Raw genomic sequence first — 13,948 nt, 5'->3', positions numbered from 1 at the left:
CGACTCCCCTGCGTGAATGGCGTCCAGGGGCGCCTACCGAGGTATCACCCGCACGGGGACGGAAGGCCGAACACCCGCACGGGGGGTGAGAGGCGGACATCGGCTTACGCCGCCGGGATCCGGCCGGACGGGTTCAGGCCACCCCTGCGACGGGCGGGTTCAGGCCATCCAGAAGAACACCGCTGTCATCCGCTTCTCCGCCGGCGTCCGGCCGAAGTAACCGGTCGCGCTGTGCACCAGGTTGGCGTGGTACAGCAGCAGCCGGTTGTACCGGTGCGGGACGCGGACGTCCTCCTCGAAGGCGTCCGGCGCGACGAACCGCGTGCCCAGCGCCTCCACGAGGTTGGTGTGCGGGGCCTGCACGATGTTGCCGCCGAGCCGCCCGCCCGGCAGGGACTGGCGGTAGAAGCTCGTCCCGCAGTCCTTGGGCACGCCCGGGTTGAGGTACAGCACGGCCGCGTACCGGCACAGGGCGCGCGAGTCGGTGTGCGGGCGCGGCTCGCTCTCGCCCTCCCCGACGACCTGCACGCAGTTGTGGTTGAGGGTGCCGCCGCCGGGCGCCCGCTGCACCCACAGCTCCCTCGCCCCGGTCGCCTGCCGCACCAGCCGCTCCACGCGGGCCAGTTCACCGGGCTCCAGGCCCGGCATGGTGCGCAGTCCCGGCCAGGTCTCGGAGGTGTAGGGGTGCCCCTTCACCCAGTCGTCCTCGTCCTTGGCGAGGCAGCGCTCCCGCACCGCGTCGACGTCGGGCAGGACGTCGTCCAGGACCCAGTAGTCGCGACCCCGGGTGGGCTTGCGGTAGGGGAGGACGGGCAGGGCGGCCGGGACGCGCGGGGGCCGCGGGGCGTACGGGGGCCCAGGAGGCTGTGGGGGCATGCGGCCGAATCTAGGGCGGAGGTCCCTATCGACTCTCCCGGGAAAGGGTCCGGATTCGGCCGGGGAACGGTCAATCCTTCGCCAACCCGTCCGGCGCACCTGCCCGTTCCGCCGCCCCTCAGCGCACCGTGATGTGGACCTGCTCGCTCGCCGCCGTCACACCGTTCAGCGTGGCGGTCGCCTGGAGGCGGACCGGGCCCGCGGGCAGGTCGACGCCGGGCAGACAGGACCAGGTGCCGTCGGCGCCCGCGGTGGTGGAGCACACCTCGTTCTCGTCCTGGTCGCGGACGCTGACCTGGGCGCCCGGGTAGGCCGTCCCGGCCGTCTGCGGGCGGCTGCCGCCGGGCACGCCGGACAGCGGGGTGTGCAGCGTCGGCTCGGGCAGACCGACGGTGACCGTGCAGGTGCCCTCGTCCAGGGCGGTCCCCCGCGCGTCGGTGAGGCGCAGGGCGCAGCCCGGCAGCCGGGTGCCGGGGACGGCACTCGCGGGCACCGACAGCACGAACGGGAACGTACGGCCCTGCCAGGGGCGGACCTCCGGCGCCGCTCCCGCGAAGGTGTACGTGGCGCTGGCGCGGTCGGCGGCGACAGCGCCCCGGTAGCCGGTGTCGGCGAGGGGCACGGCGGTGACCCGGGCGGTGCCGGGCGCGGTCAGTGTCAGCCGGGATCCGGCGCCGGGCGCGGATCCGGCGTACCCGGTGACCTCCAGGACGCCCTCGCGGCCGGGCACGATCGTGACCGAGCCCCACAGTTCGCGGCTGCGGGCGGCATCGGCCGCGCCGGCCGGGGCCGGGAGGGCCGCGGTGAGCGCGGCCGCGGCGCAGAGGACGAAGGCGGCCGTCCTCCTCGGGTGTGATCTCGGGTTTCTCATCGGGTGACTCCCTGTACGGCGTACGACGTCGGGACATTGGGTCGTGCACCCCCGTTCGATTCTCACGGTCCGCCCGCCTCCTGCCGCGCGCCGTTCGACCACATGGGCGAAGGCGTCGGGCAGGGCCACCCGTCTGGGCGGTGGGGGCCGGTCCCGGCAGCGGCCACCGACGGGCCACCGGGATTCTTTGCCAAACCAAAAGGTTCCGGCGCGTCCCGTGTCCGTACTTCCCCGTGTCCGATCCGCCCCTCGGGGCGGTCCCCCGACCGGGCAGGAGGCATGGTGCGGTTTTCGCGGAACGCGACGGGAACCCTCTTCGTGGGCGGGGCGTTGAGCCTGACGCTGGCCGCGCTCGCCTATCCCGCGATGCTCGGCGTGAAGACGGTGTCGACGGACACCTCGCGCATCATCGCGCAGACCCAGTGGGGGCCGCTCACCGAGGCCGACCGGGACTTCGTGGTGAAGGTGCGGGCGGCCGGCCTGTGGGAGTACCCGGTCGGACAGATGGCCGTGCAGAAGGGCACCAGCAAGGAGGTCGTCACCGCCGGGCAGCACCTGATCGACGGGCACGCCGCGCTGGACACCACCTGCCGCAAGATCGCGCCCATGCTGAACATCACGCTGCCCAACCTGGCCAGCCCCCAACAGCAGGGCTTCGTCGCGCAGTTGAACGCCGACAGCGGGCGGCAGTTCGACTCCGACTTCGCCAACATCCTGCGGATCACGCACGGTTCGATCTTCAACACCGTCGCGAAGATCCGGTCCACGACCAAGAACAGCCTGGTCCGGGCGCTCGCCGACCAGGCCAACGACACCGTCCTGGACCACATCACGGTCATGGAGAAGACCGGCCTCGTCAACTTCGACCAAGCCCTCTTCCAGCAGACCGCCCCGCCCAAGCTCCCCGACACCGACGTCACCCCGCCGCCGCCGGCCGTCGGCCAGCCCCAGGTGGTGCTGACGCCCCCGCCGAACGCGACCTCGACACCGGTACCGGTGCCCGGGGACCCGGCGGCACCCTCACCGTCGCCGACGGTGCGATGACGGACCGTGAAGGCTGAATGAAAGTTGAACTTTCTTTGCTGCGCCGCTGGTTGACAGGGGTTTGATCACCGGTCAAACATGTGCGGGCACTGGGGCGGCAGTTGACCACTGAGCCCGGTGCCCTGACGTATCGACCATGACCACGGGGGCCGACGCGCGCCTGCGCGTTGCGTGCGGATCCGTGCCCCCTCACCCCTGCACTTGCAAGATGGGATGCACATGTCCATAGCGAGACGTGTCACCGCGCGGCGCCTTCTGGGGACGGGCGCCGCGGCGCTCGCCCTGTGCGCCGCCTCCGCCTCCGGCGCCTGGGCGACCGGCACGCCCGGCGGCGACGGCTGGAAGGCCGGCGGCCAGTACCGGCCCGGCACCGGCGCGGGGACGGAGACCGGGACCGACCGCTGCCAGTTCTCCCTCGACGGCAGCCACTTCTACGACTCCGTCAAGGTCGACGACCAGAACCTGAAGCCGACCGGGGACGGCAAGGTCCACGTCACCGTCCGCGCCGCCGACGACGCCGCGTCCTGCACGGCCTCGCTCGCCTCCTACCTCGCCCACGGCGCGAGCTTCGCCACCTCCGGCGAGCAGGTCTTCGTCGACTTCGACACGGTGACCGTCAAGCCGGGCGCCACGGACACCCTCGACATCGCCGTGCCGGACGCGGGCTGCTTCGCGCAGGTCGACCTGTACCGCGGCGCCGTGAAGTTCGACGGCGTGCTCGACGCGCAGGACGGGCTCGTCCACGGCGAGCTGCCCAAGGGGCCGGACCGGCCCGTCATCAAGGACAAGCTGATCGCCGCGTGGAACGGCGGGACGAAGGACTGCACGGCGGAGCAGCCGCCGTCGGGTACGCCGTCGCAGACCCCGTCGGGCACGCCGTCCGGGACGCCTTCGGGCACGTCGGAGCCGTCCGCGCCGGCGGAGTCCGCACCGCCGGCCGGCTCGCCCGAGCCGTCGGCGCCCGCCGAGCCGGCCTCGCCGTCGGCGTCCGTGCCGGCGGGTGCCGTCGCCTCCCCCTCGCCGAACGGCGGCAGCGGTGACCTCGCGGAGACCGGTGGTGGCAACAACACCGGCGTGCTGGTGACCGGTGCGGCGGTGCTGCTCGCGGGCGGCGCGGCGGTCATGGTGGCGGCGCGGCGCAAGCGGGCGTAGCCCGGGCGCGGTGCGTGGTTGTCGGGAGCCGGTCCGTCGTGACCGGCTCCCGGTTCTGGTTCTCCCTGTCTGTGATCTTTCCAACCCGTTCCCCGCTCCGCTGGGCAACACCCCCCGCCCCCACCTACGGTGGGCAGGCCGTGGTGCTCGGGAAGCCGGTGGGAGACCGGCGCGGCCCTCGCCACTGTGATCGGGGAGTTTCCGTTCCGTCCGGTTGACCACCGGGCCACTGGGCGTCGTACGACGGCTGGGAAGGCAGGGACGGCGACGTGTGCACCCGTCAGCCAGGAGACCGGCCGCGGCATCTCACGAAGTGATCCACGAGGTGCTGGAGCGTGACCGGATGACCGAGCCTGCGACCGATACGGCGACGGGTGCGACCACGGGTACGGCGACCGCCGCGGCTTTCCGCTGGCGGCGCGAGGACACCCTGAAGACGGCCGGGCTGATGGGGGTGATCGCCCTCCTGCACGTCGTCGCCTTCGGCATCCTCTTCCTCCTCGTCGTGCCCGGCCACTACGAGGTCGGCACCAAGGCCTTCGGCGTCGGACTCGGCGTCACCGCCTACACGCTGGGCATGCGGCACGCCTTCGACGCCGACCACATCGCCGCCATCGACAACACCACCCGCAAGCTGATGGCCGACGGCAAGCGGCCCGTGTCGGTGGGGTTCTGGTTCGCGCTCGGCCACTCCAGCGTGGTGGTGCTGCTGTCCCTGCTCATCGCGGGCGGCACCCAGCTGGCCGGCAAGGTGATGAACGAGGACTCCCGCACCCACCAGGTGCTGGGCGTCCTCGGTACGACCGTCTCCGGGACCTTCCTCTATCTGATCGCCGCGCTGAACCTGGTGGCGCTGGTCGGGATCCTGCGCGTGTTCCGCGCGATGCGGGCGGGGACGTACGACGAGAGGGAACTCGAAGAGCACCTGGACTCCCGCGGGTTCATGAACCGCATCCTGGGCCGGCTGACCCGGTCGGTGTCCCGGCCCGGCCAGATGTTCCCGCTCGGCTTCCTCTTCGGCCTCGGCTTCGACACCGCGACCGAGGTGACGCTGATGGTGATGGCGGGCTCCGGCGCGGCGGCCGGCCTGCCCTGGTACGCCATCCTGTGCCTGCCGCTGCTGTTCGCCGCGGGGATGAGCCTGTTCGACACGCTCGACGGCACGTTCATGAACTTCGCCTACCAGTGGGCGTTCTCCAACCCCGTCCGCAAGGTCTTCTACAACCTCACCATCACCGGCCTGTCCATCGCGGTCGCGTTCGTCATCGGCACGATCGAACTCGTCGGCGTCCTGCACGACAAGCTCGCCCTCTCCGACGCGGTGACCGAGTGGATCGCCGGCCTCGACCTGGACAACGTCGGCTACCTCATCGTCGCGCTGTTCGTGGTCGTGTGGGCGGCGGCCATCGGGTACTGGCACGTGGCGAAGGTGGAGGAGCGGTGGACGGCGGGGGCCGGCGTCGCTGACGACTAGTCCAGGTCCAGGGCGTGTCCGCAAAGGCGCGTCGTCCGCCCGGAGGGCGGGCCGAGCGGCGTCCGGTGCGTGCTCTCGCCGTGCCGGACGGGCGCCCGCGTACTGGTTGTACGCGGGAGACCGGCCGGTGCGGCGAGAGGGCGTGCCGGGCGTCGGGCGGCAGACGGGACTTTGCGGACACGCCCTAGCGCTCCACCGTCTCCAGGTACAGCTTCACGAAGCGGTCCACGTCCACGTCGACGGCCACGTCCACCAGGGGCGTCGTACGGGCCTCGCCGTGGTGTTCCGCCTCGCCCGGGCGGGGGCGGCGGTCGACGATCGTCTGGCCCCGGGTGGGGCCCGGAGCGAGGGAGACCTCGACCGGGAGGAGGCGGGTGGTGATACCGGCCGGGTCGGCGACCGCGCAGACCGCGCCCGCGTCGCCGAGGCCGCCGGCCTCCGAGTCGTCCGGGCTGCTGCCGGGCATCGCGGGACGGTGGGCGAGGAGGTCGCCGGCCAGGCGGGTGCCGGGGTCGCGGCTCTCGCGCAGGCGGTGCACCGTGGGGGCCGGGACGACGACGCGGGTGAACACGTCCAGGCCGTACATCGTCGTCGGCACCCCTGCCGTGAGGAGGATCGCGGCGGCCTCCGGGTCGTGCCAGACGTTGAACTCGGCGACCGGAGTGGCGTTGCCGACCTCGACCGCGCCGCCCATGAAGACGATCCGCTCGATGTTGCGGGTGACCTCGGGGTGGGTGCGCAGGAGCAGGGCGATGTTGGTGAGCGGGGCCGTGGGGATCAGCGTCACGGGGGTCGGTGAGGCGAGGATCTCGCGGCGCAGCAGCGTGACCGCGTCCATGTCGACCGGTTGGCGGGCGGGGGCGGGCAGGCCGAGGTCGCCCATGCCGTCGCTGCCGTGCACGGGCGCGGTGCGGGGCGGCTCGATGAGGGGACGCTCGGCGCCGCGCGCCACGGGGATATCGGGGGCGCCCGCCTGATCCAGCACGGTGAGCGTGTTGCGGACGACGCCGTCCACGTCCGTGTTGCCGGCGACGCAGGTGATGGCGCGGACGTCGAGGGCGGGGTGCCGCACGGCGAAGAGGAGGGCGAGGGCGTCGTCCACGCCGGTGTCACAGTCGATGATCACTGGGGTGCGGGGCTGCGGCTGGCTGCTCACGGGGGCGCCTCTCTTTCCGGTCGTACCGACGATATGCGTCTGCGGGCCGGTGGGGGCTGATCGCGCAGTTCCCCGCGCCCCTAAATGCCTGCGGCGGCCCGTGGCTGTGGGTGGGTGGCTGATGTAGCGCCTACGGCGGGTGGTGGGGGCGGGGCCGCGCCGGGGGGTATCCGTCCTCGGTGCGCCGCTGGGTACGGTCAAATTCGCGCCGTCACTTTCCGGCGCCCGCTGCGGGCGGACACCCCCCGACACGTCCCCTTCCCGCCGTACGCGTCTACCGGCCGCCATCCGACTTAGCTGCGGGCAGTCGTGCCGCTAGGGGCGGCACGGGTGGGCGCAGCGGCACCCCGTAGCGCCGGGTGCGCGACCCACCCCCGGCCCGCACCAGCGCCGGGTGCTGATCACCCGAGAGGGCCACCCCGCTGGCACGCCCACGCAACGGCTGCTGACCTGGAGAAACGCATCCCACCGCCGCCAAGGAGCCCCGATGCCCCGGCCCCGTGTTCGTGTTCTGCTCGTCTCGGTCATCCTCGTGGGCGTCGCCGGGTGTTCCGGTGCGTATCTGGAGATGGGGCAGGAGCGGGACACCCCGAGCGCCGGCTCCACGGCAGGGAAGAGCAGCGCCCCCGCCCCGAGCGCCGTGCCCGCCCTCACCCCGGCGCAGGCGCAGGCCGCCCTCGTCACCCCCGCCGATCTCGGCGGCAACTGGGGGCCGACCCGCGGCGCCGCGGTCTGGCGGGACGCGTTGCTGAAGGCCGGTACCGCCGACCGCGACTGCCAGCGGCTGCTGGACGTGCTGTACGCCGACGAGGTCCTCGGCCCCGACGCCCGCGCGCTCGTCGGGCTCGACGACTTCGACACCGAGGCACAGCTGCGCTACCAGGTCACCGCCGCCCCCCGCGCCGACGTCGACCGCACCCTGGCCTGGCTGCGCTCCCTGCCGCAGAAGTGCGCCCGGTTCACCGCCACGACGATGCGCGCCGGGGTGCAGAACGTGCAGGTCCTCGACTACTCCCTGCCCCCGGTCGGCGACGACCGGCAGGGGCTGCGGGTCAGCCTGACCGGGCCCGTCGCCGAGGACACCGGGGAGGCCACCGTGCTCACCCTGGACCTCGCCGTCGTCCGCGTCGGCGACGACGCCTTCGCCGTCAGCAACGGCAGCCTCGGCAACCTCCCCACCGACGCCACCCTCACCGCCGTACAGGTCGGCGCCCAGCGCCTCGCCGACGTGCGCAGGCAGGCGCGGGTGCTCGTCTAGGAAGAACCGTCGGCGCTCACAGGGGCGGCTGCGCGGGAGCCGGGCCCAGGGTCGTCGTGCCGGGGGCCGTTCGGTGGCCCAGGCCCGTGCGGTACGCGTCCAGCGCCGCCTCCACCCGGCCGGTACGGCGCAGCAGGTCGCCCAGCAGCCGGCACAGGTCGGCCAGGTCCCCCGCCGCGCCCGCCCGTTCCAGCAGGCTCAGCGCGCGGACGTAGTGCTCCTCGGCCGCCTCCGTGTCGCGGGTGTCCTCGGCGATGATGCCGAGCAGCCGGTGCGCGGCGGCGGCATGGACCGCGCCGCGTTCGGAGGACAGGTCGCCGAGGACGCCGTGCAGCAGCGCGGACGCCTCCCCCGACCTGCCCCGGCGGTGCAGTACGTCCGCCAGCTCGACCGCGACCTGGCTGCTGTACAGCCCGGCCCGCTTGGCGGTGAGCATCGTCAGGGCCTCGCGCAGTTCCGCCTCGGCCTCGTCCAGCCGGCCGCCCTGGGCGTACACATAGCCGCGCATCCAGTGGCAGTTGGCCAGCTCGGTGCGGATCTGCAGCTGCCGGTACAGCTCGGCCGCCTTGGCGAGGGAGGCGTCCGCCTCGGTGAGGCGGCCCTCGGCGAGCAGGGTCCGGGCGACCGACCGGTGCATCCGCGCCACCAGCGCCGGGTCCCCGACGCTCGGCGCGAGGGCCAGCGCGAACTCGGCCGCCTGCGCCGCGCGGGCGTGCGCGCCCATGTCCATGTACGGGCCGATGACCGAGGCGTAGAGCAGCAGCAGCGCGTCCGGGTCGTGCAGGCCGCCCCGGTTCAGGTCGTCGAGGGCGGACTCCAGGAGGTACACGGCGTAGCGGAGTTCACCGGCCAGGTAGTGGGAGACCGCGCGGCCGCGCAGGGCCGGCACCCGGGCCGGCAGCGGCTGCCCGGCGAGGATCTCCTCCGCGCCCTCGAAGTGGCGCCGGGCGTCCGAGAGATCGCCCGTGTCCAGCGCGCACTCGCCGAGTCCCAGCAGGGCGGTGGCCCGCACCTCGTCCAGGTCGTGTTCGTCCGCCTCCGCGAGCAGCGCCACGTACTGCTCGCGCGCGTGCTCCGCCTCGCCGGTGGCGAGGGTGCGCTGCGCCTCGGTCAGCCGCAGCCTGAGGTCGGTGACGAGCCGGGCCGGGCGGCCGGTGGCCAGCTCCTCCACGGCGACGCCGAGCCGCTCGGCGATGTGCCGCAGCGCCGCGTCCGAGGGCCGCACCCGGCCGGCCTCCAGGGTGGAGATGTACGCCGGTGTGTACGTCGGCTCCGCCAGCTGCCGCTGGGTCAGCCCGCGCTGTCCGCGCAGCCGCTGCACCCGGCGCCCGATGACCTCGGGTTCGTCCCGCTCACCCACCACCCCACGCCCCCAACTCCCCTGGGCCCTCTTGCCGTTGCCCGTCGTGAGCCCCTAGGTTAAACGGCGGATTAAGCGTGCTTAACCGTTCTTGAGAAAGCCGTTGACCGCTCTTGCCCGCCCTGCGAGGTTGCCGTGCTCGGACGCCCCTCCGTGCGCCACGGACGCCCCTCCGTCCCGGTCGCGCGTGCCGTCGCCGCCGCCGTCCTGGCCGTCGCCGCGCTGGTCACCGCCGCCAACGCGGGGCCCGCGCGAGCCGCCGGGCAGCCGGGTCCCGTGGCGGGGGCGGCACAGCAGCCGTAGAGCCGGGCCGGCGAGCACTCCGGCCGCCCTCAGTCCTGCAGGGCACTCCCGTCGCCTCAGTCCGGCAGGGCACCCCGCAGCGCCTCGTCCAGGTCCCGCACCAGGGCCTGGTCCGGCGGGGTGCGCCGGGTGAACAGCGCGCCCAGCTCGGTGGAGAAGGTCTGGGTGAACGCGCCGTACAGCGGGGTGCGCGGACGCTGTACCGCGTGGGTGAGCGCCGGCAGCAGGATGTCCCGGGCGTAGCGGGGTCGGCCTGCCTTGTCGCGCGGCATGCGGTCGGTGCTCTCGCCGGTCGCCGACGGCGCCGCGGACGCCGTGGCGACATGGGTGCACCTGCGGTGGTCGTCGTCGTAGGCGGAGACGCGGGTCGCCGCGAACCCGGCGTCCAGCAGGCAGCGCTCGCTGTCGGCGTCGGTGAGGAAACGGATCAGCTCGGCCGCCTTGCGGGCCCGCGGCGAGGACGACGTCACCGCCAGGTTCTGCCCGCCGAGCACCGCCGCCCCGGGCAGCGGGGCCACGCCGAGCTGCCGGTCGGAGAAGGTCTGGTGCAGGGTGCGGTAGGCGTACGGCCAGTGCCGCAGGAACGCCGTCCGGCCGTCCGCGAAGTCGCTGAGCGTGGCCGCCTCGTCCGAGGTGAACGCGTCCTCCAGGGTGTCGTCCGCGGTACGGCTCCACAGCTCGGTCAGCCCGGCCCGCAGATCGTCCTCGCTCGCCCGGTAGCGGCCGTCGGCGTCGGTGAGCGTCCGGCCGGGCACCGCCGACGCGAACGCCTCGATCGCGTTGACCGTCCGGCCCTCGTACCCGGCGAGCTGGGTGGTCCAGCCCGCCTCGTAGCCCTTCGGCCGGTGCCGGTCCACCTGGTCGATCAGCTCGTGCAGCTCCTCCCAGCCGACGCCCCGGCTCAGGTCCGTCTGCCGCACCCCGGCCGCGGCGAGGTAGTCACGCCGGTAGTACAGCAGCCCGACGTCGCTGTTGAACGGCACCGAGTAGCGCTCCCCGCGCCAGTCCGCCGTACCCGCCACGGACGGGATCACGTCCCCGGGGTCCGCCACCGCCTCCTCGCCCAGCGGACGGATCAGCCCGGCCTCGGCGAACTCCGGCACCCACGTCACGTCCAGGTTCACCACGTCGTAGCGGGCGCTGCCCGACTGGAGCGCGCCGAGCAGCTGGCTGCGCTGCTCGTCGGCCGAGCCGGGCAGCTCCACCAGGCGGGCGGTCCAGCCGGAGACGCCCTGCCGGGCGTTCCAGGCGTCGATGAGCTGCTGCCGGATGCCGTTCTTGCCGGTGACGTCCCGGCCGCTGGCCACGACGATCTCCCCGGACGTCTCCGAGGGCGAGGGCGGACCGCCGCCGGGGCCGCCGCCCTGCCCGCCGGTGCAGGCGGTCACCAGCAGCAGGAGAAGCACGAGCAGCCACCGCGCCCCGCCGTACGTCCTCACCGCTGTCCCGTGTCCCGTCACTCCTCCCCCGTCCCGGTGCGGGCCACCTCGTCGTGGAGCCCCGCGCCCAGGTCGTCGGCCGCGTCCAGGCAGCGGCCGCCGCTCGTCTCCGCGATCCGCGCGTCCGCCCGGCCCCGGTCGCAGCCGCCGCTCGCCAGCGACGCCACCGCCACCGGCACGCCCGCGGCGCGCGCCCGGTCCAGTACGGCGGTGAGGTTGCCGCCGGTCAGCCGGTTGCCGTCCTCGTCGTCGGTGAGCAGCACGATCAGCTGCGGCCGGTCGTCGTCGGTGCCCCGGCCCGCCATGTCGTCCAGCGCCGCGAGCAGCGCCCGGTGCGGGTCGGCCTCCGCGTCGTGCACCCGCGTGCGGTCGCCGTCGCCCAGCACCTTCTCGGCGTCGGCCCGCTTGTGCCGGCCGAACGGCAGCAGCGGCGCGTACCCCTTGCCGGTGGTGCCGTACACCGCCCACACCCCGTACTCGTCCTGCGCGCCGAGCCCGCCCAGGGACTGCTTGAGCAGGCCCGGACCGCCGCTCGCCCCCTTCCACAGGCTGCCCATCGAGCCGGAGCTGTCCAGCAGGAACAGCACCCGGCCGGGCCCGTTCGCGCTGCGGTAGGCGCCGAGTGCCGCGGTCAGCGCGGACGGCTCCGCCGCGCCCCGCAGGCCCGCCGGCAGCGCCGGCAGGACACCGGTGCCGGGCTTCGCGTCCAGCAGGGGATGCCCGGCGCGCGCCGAGCGGAAGCCCGCCGCGCCGAGCACCTTCTGCCCGCCCTCCGCGGCGTACAGCCAGTCCTGGAAGTACCGCACCGCGTCGTCCCGCGCGGCGGCGTCCCGGTCACCGTCCCGCCAGCGCACCCGCACGAACGCCGGCTCCAGCGCGGGCACGTCCGCCGGGTACTCCGCCACGCGCGGCGCCCGCGCCGCCCGGGCACAGCCGACGCCGCTCTTCAGCAGGAACTCCGGCACCAGCGCCGCCGTCCGCTCGTCCACCGCCTCGTCCTGCGGCAGCGCGCACAGCAGCTCGGCGGCGGTCGGCGCGGGCGGGCCCGGCTGCGCGAGGCGCTGCTCGGCGGCGCGCGCCCCGCCCGCCTCGCCGTACAGGCCCATCGTCGCGAGCAGCGCGGTGTCGGTGTACTCCGGGTCGGGGCGGCGCACCTCGGCCTGCGGGTGCCGCTGCCGCAGCGCGGCCACCAGCTCCGCCAGCGGACGGCCGGTGCGCCCGTCGGCACCGGCCGAAAGGCCCTGCGGCACGGCGAGCACCAGCGGCGAGTACGCCAGCGGCTCGGAGGCCGGTTCCAGGTCGGCGTACGCCCGCACGTCCCGGTCCAGGACGACCCTCGGGACGTCGGCGGCGGTGGCCGGGATCCACACGTCCGGCTGCGGGCCGACGTCCCGCTGCGGGTCGTCGTCCTCGTCGCGCGGCTCCTGCCAGGAGTCGGTCCGCTCACGCAGCGCGGTCACCGCGTCGGCGGCCCCCGCGCTGTAGACGGTGATGCCGGTGCGGCGGCAGCCGTGGTCGGTGTTGGCGTCCGACGTCAGGTACGCGTCCGCCGCCGCCCGGACCGTCGGCTCCAGCTCCGGGTCGGTGAGCACCCGCAGCTCCAGCGCGGGCAGACAGGTCCGGTCGTCGCCGACCACGGTGCCGACGACCCGGCTGACGCCGTACCCGCCGAACCCGGCGACCAGCACGGCCAGCACGAGCAGCAGCAGGGCACGGGGGCGCAGGCCGCGCAGCCGGGCGGCGACACGGCGGGCCGGGGTGAGCAGGCGGCGCAGGAGGGCGGACCAGAAGGGGGTGCGCGGGGGCTTCGGGGGCGGGGGCTTCGGGGGAAGGGGTGTCGGGGTGGGTACGGGGGTGGGCGTCGGGACGGGTACGGGGACGGGCTCCGGCGCCGGTTCCTCGCCCGGCCGTACCAGCACGTCCTCCCCCGGCTCCCACACGCCCTGCGGGTTCTGCGGGTCGTCGAGCGCGGTGCGGTAGCCGGCCGCCGCCATCCGCTCCTTGAGTCGCGTGTACAGCCCGGAAAGCCACAACTCCTCGCCGCTGCCGTCGTCGAGGAGTTGGACGAGTTCGTGGGTGAACGGGGTCGCTCTGCCGCCGTCGCCGGCGTCGGTGAGGCGGTTGGCCTGGACGCTCATCAGCAGCAGCGTCTTCTGCCGTTTGACGTGGTCGAAGCGGTGCCAGATGGCCGCCGCGTTGCCCGCATAGCAGCAGTCCAGGACGACCACGACCCGCTCGGCGCGGCTGCCGATCAGCTGGGCCAGCACCTCGGTGAAAGGCACCGCGTTCGGGAAGGCGTCCTGCTCGCCCGCGACCACCCGCGCGTTGCTCATCTGCAGGAACAGCTCGTCGCCCGCCTTGGGCACGATGCCGTGCCCGGCGAAGTAGAACAGCAGCAGCCCGCTGGTCTCCCGGGCGGCGTGCCGCAGCGCCTCGTTGAAGGCGTCGTGCGGCGGCGACGGGCACACCTCGATCCGGCCCGTGTCGAACAGCCCGGTCCGCCGCAGCGCGTCCCGCAGCTGTCTGCGGTTGTGCAGGACGCCCGGCAACTGGCCGGGCACGCCCTCCCGGTCGGCCGGCCGGACATGGTCGTACTCGGACACGCCGACCAGCAGCGCCCGGTTGGTTCCGCCGCTCGGGTCGTAGCCGCTCACCGGGCTAGCTCTCGTCGGAGTCCAGATCGGTGATCTGCGGGCGGGGCGGCTCCCCGCTCTCCACCCGGCGGCGGTTGGCCAGCCAGGCCCGCACCGCCCGTTCGACGTGCTGGGTCAGCGACGCGACGGTCACCGTGGTCCCCGTCTCGACGATGACCAGCAGGATCTCCGTGCCGAGCCCCATGTGCCCGGCGGGCCCGTCGGTGCGGTGCCGTTCCTCGACGCTCACCCGGTGCTCGCGGATCAGCTCCGCCAGCGGCTGCTCCTGCTCCAGCCACTTCTTCAGGGCACCGACGTCGCTGCCGCTCACGTTCCCGTCCAACCGGACCCGTACGCCTAAGCCGGCCACTGCATCCCCCTC

General features: G+C 74.2%; 12 protein-coding genes and 1 riboswitch. Of the genes, 5 read left to right on the top strand and 7 right to left on the bottom strand.

Annotated features, from left to right (window positions below):
- Positions 1 to 159 precede the first annotated feature (159 nt).
- Together IE308_RS24740 and IE308_RS24735 are read right to left on the bottom strand one after the other, a co-directional pair.
- Positions 160 to 876 carry a DUF6445 family protein gene (locus IE308_RS24740; RefSeq protein ID WP_190219607.1) on the bottom strand — a complete coding sequence of 239 codons (717 nt, stop codon included), beginning with the start codon at positions 874 to 876 and terminating at the stop codon, positions 160 to 162.
- A gap of 118 nt (positions 877 to 994) precedes the next feature.
- Complete coding sequence (locus IE308_RS24735; protein WP_190219606.1) at positions 995 to 1,747, bottom strand: Ig-like domain-containing protein; 753 nt, start codon at positions 1,745 to 1,747, stop codon at positions 995 to 997.
- 279 nt (positions 1,748 to 2,026) lie between these two features.
- Here IE308_RS24735 and IE308_RS24730 point away from each other — a divergent pair, with 279 nt between their 5' ends.
- The 3 genes from IE308_RS24730 (at position 2,027) to nicT (ending at position 5,417) form a co-directional block, all read left to right on the top strand.
- The gene (locus IE308_RS24730) at positions 2,027 to 2,791 is read left to right on the top strand and encodes a DUF4142 domain-containing protein (RefSeq protein WP_229909033.1); all 765 of its coding nucleotides are present in this window, start codon (positions 2,027 to 2,029) and stop codon (positions 2,789 to 2,791) included.
- 219 nt (positions 2,792 to 3,010) lie between these two features.
- Positions 3,011 to 3,943 (top strand): LAETG motif-containing sortase-dependent surface protein, encoded by a 933-nt coding sequence (locus tag IE308_RS24725; RefSeq protein ID WP_190219605.1) that lies wholly within the window; start codon positions 3,011 to 3,013, stop codon positions 3,941 to 3,943.
- 124 nt (positions 3,944 to 4,067) lie between these two features.
- A riboswitch (cobalamin riboswitch) is annotated at positions 4,068 to 4,258 on the top strand.
- A gap of 28 nt (positions 4,259 to 4,286) precedes the next feature.
- On the top strand, positions 4,287 to 5,417 hold the full coding sequence (gene nicT, locus IE308_RS24720) for a Nickel transporter NicT (protein WP_110636761.1): 1,131 nt from the start codon (positions 4,287 to 4,289) through the stop codon (positions 5,415 to 5,417).
- Between the two features lie 184 nt (positions 5,418 to 5,601).
- On the opposite strand, the gene IE308_RS24715 is transcribed toward nicT, so the two are convergent.
- Positions 5,602 to 6,573: a nucleoside hydrolase gene (locus IE308_RS24715; protein ID WP_190219604.1), complete on the bottom strand. Its 972-nt coding sequence runs from the start codon at positions 6,571 to 6,573 to the stop codon at positions 5,602 to 5,604.
- Between the two features lie 487 nt (positions 6,574 to 7,060).
- On the opposite strand from IE308_RS24715, the gene IE308_RS24710 reads away from it, so the two are divergent.
- A complete protein-coding gene (locus tag IE308_RS24710) occupies positions 7,061 to 7,831 on the top strand; it encodes a hypothetical protein (RefSeq protein WP_190219603.1) in 771 nt (256 codons plus the stop codon).
- A gap of 16 nt (positions 7,832 to 7,847) precedes the next feature.
- Here IE308_RS24710 and IE308_RS24705 read toward each other — a convergent pair whose 3' ends face one another.
- The gene (locus IE308_RS24705; RefSeq protein ID WP_190219602.1) at positions 7,848 to 9,191 is read right to left on the bottom strand and encodes a helix-turn-helix domain-containing protein; all 1,344 of its coding nucleotides are present in this window, start codon (positions 9,189 to 9,191) and stop codon (positions 7,848 to 7,850) included.
- A gap of 153 nt (positions 9,192 to 9,344) precedes the next feature.
- Between IE308_RS24705 and IE308_RS24700 the strand changes: the two genes are divergently transcribed.
- The gene (locus IE308_RS24700) at positions 9,345 to 9,494 is read left to right on the top strand and encodes a hypothetical protein (RefSeq protein ID WP_190219601.1); all 150 of its coding nucleotides are present in this window, start codon (positions 9,345 to 9,347) and stop codon (positions 9,492 to 9,494) included.
- A gap of 56 nt (positions 9,495 to 9,550) precedes the next feature.
- Here IE308_RS24700 and IE308_RS24695 read toward each other — a convergent pair whose 3' ends face one another.
- The 3 genes from IE308_RS24695 to IE308_RS24685 are packed head-to-tail and all read right to left on the bottom strand — an operon-like array spanning position 9,551 to position 13,897.
- A complete protein-coding gene (locus IE308_RS24695; protein ID WP_229909032.1) occupies positions 9,551 to 10,933 on the bottom strand; it encodes an extracellular solute-binding protein in 1,383 nt (460 codons plus the stop codon).
- 17 nt (positions 10,934 to 10,950) lie between these two features.
- Positions 10,951 to 13,587, bottom strand: a complete 2,637-nt coding sequence (locus IE308_RS24690) for a caspase family protein (protein ID WP_190219600.1) — start codon at positions 13,585 to 13,587, stop codon at positions 10,951 to 10,953.
- A gap of 4 nt (positions 13,588 to 13,591) precedes the next feature.
- Positions 13,592 to 13,897 carry an effector-associated constant component EACC1 gene (locus IE308_RS24685; protein WP_229909031.1) on the bottom strand — a complete coding sequence of 102 codons (306 nt, stop codon included), beginning with the start codon at positions 13,895 to 13,897 and terminating at the stop codon, positions 13,592 to 13,594.
- Between the last annotated feature and the right edge of the window lie 51 nt (positions 13,898 to 13,948).

Origin of the sequence: Streptomyces griseosporeus (assembly GCF_014656055.1) — a bacterium.
GTDB classification, from domain to species: Bacteria; Actinomycetota; Actinomycetes; order Streptomycetales; family Streptomycetaceae; genus Streptomyces; species Streptomyces griseosporeus.
The sequence above is the reverse complement of the archived record's forward strand: the minus strand, read 5'-3'. Positions and strand labels throughout refer to the sequence as shown.

What these genes read in the sequence shown, in the direction of transcription:
- nicT (WP_110636761.1), top strand. Translation starts at nt 4,287, where the DNA reads ATGACCGAGCCTGCGACCGATACGGCGACGGGTGCGACCACGGGTACG.
- IE308_RS24735 (WP_190219606.1), bottom strand. Translation starts at nt 1,747, where the DNA reads ATGAGAAACCCGAGATCACACCCGAGGAGGACGGCCGCCTTCGTCCTC.
- IE308_RS24740 (WP_190219607.1), bottom strand. Translation starts at nt 876, where the DNA reads ATGCCCCCACAGCCTCCTGGGCCCCCGTACGCCCCGCGGCCCCCGCGC.
- IE308_RS24710 (WP_190219603.1), top strand. Translation starts at nt 7,061, where the DNA reads ATGCCCCGGCCCCGTGTTCGTGTTCTGCTCGTCTCGGTCATCCTCGTG.
- IE308_RS24730 (WP_229909033.1), top strand. Translation starts at nt 2,027, where the DNA reads ATGGTGCGGTTTTCGCGGAACGCGACGGGAACCCTCTTCGTGGGCGGG.
- IE308_RS24725 (WP_190219605.1), top strand. Translation starts at nt 3,011, where the DNA reads ATGTCCATAGCGAGACGTGTCACCGCGCGGCGCCTTCTGGGGACGGGC.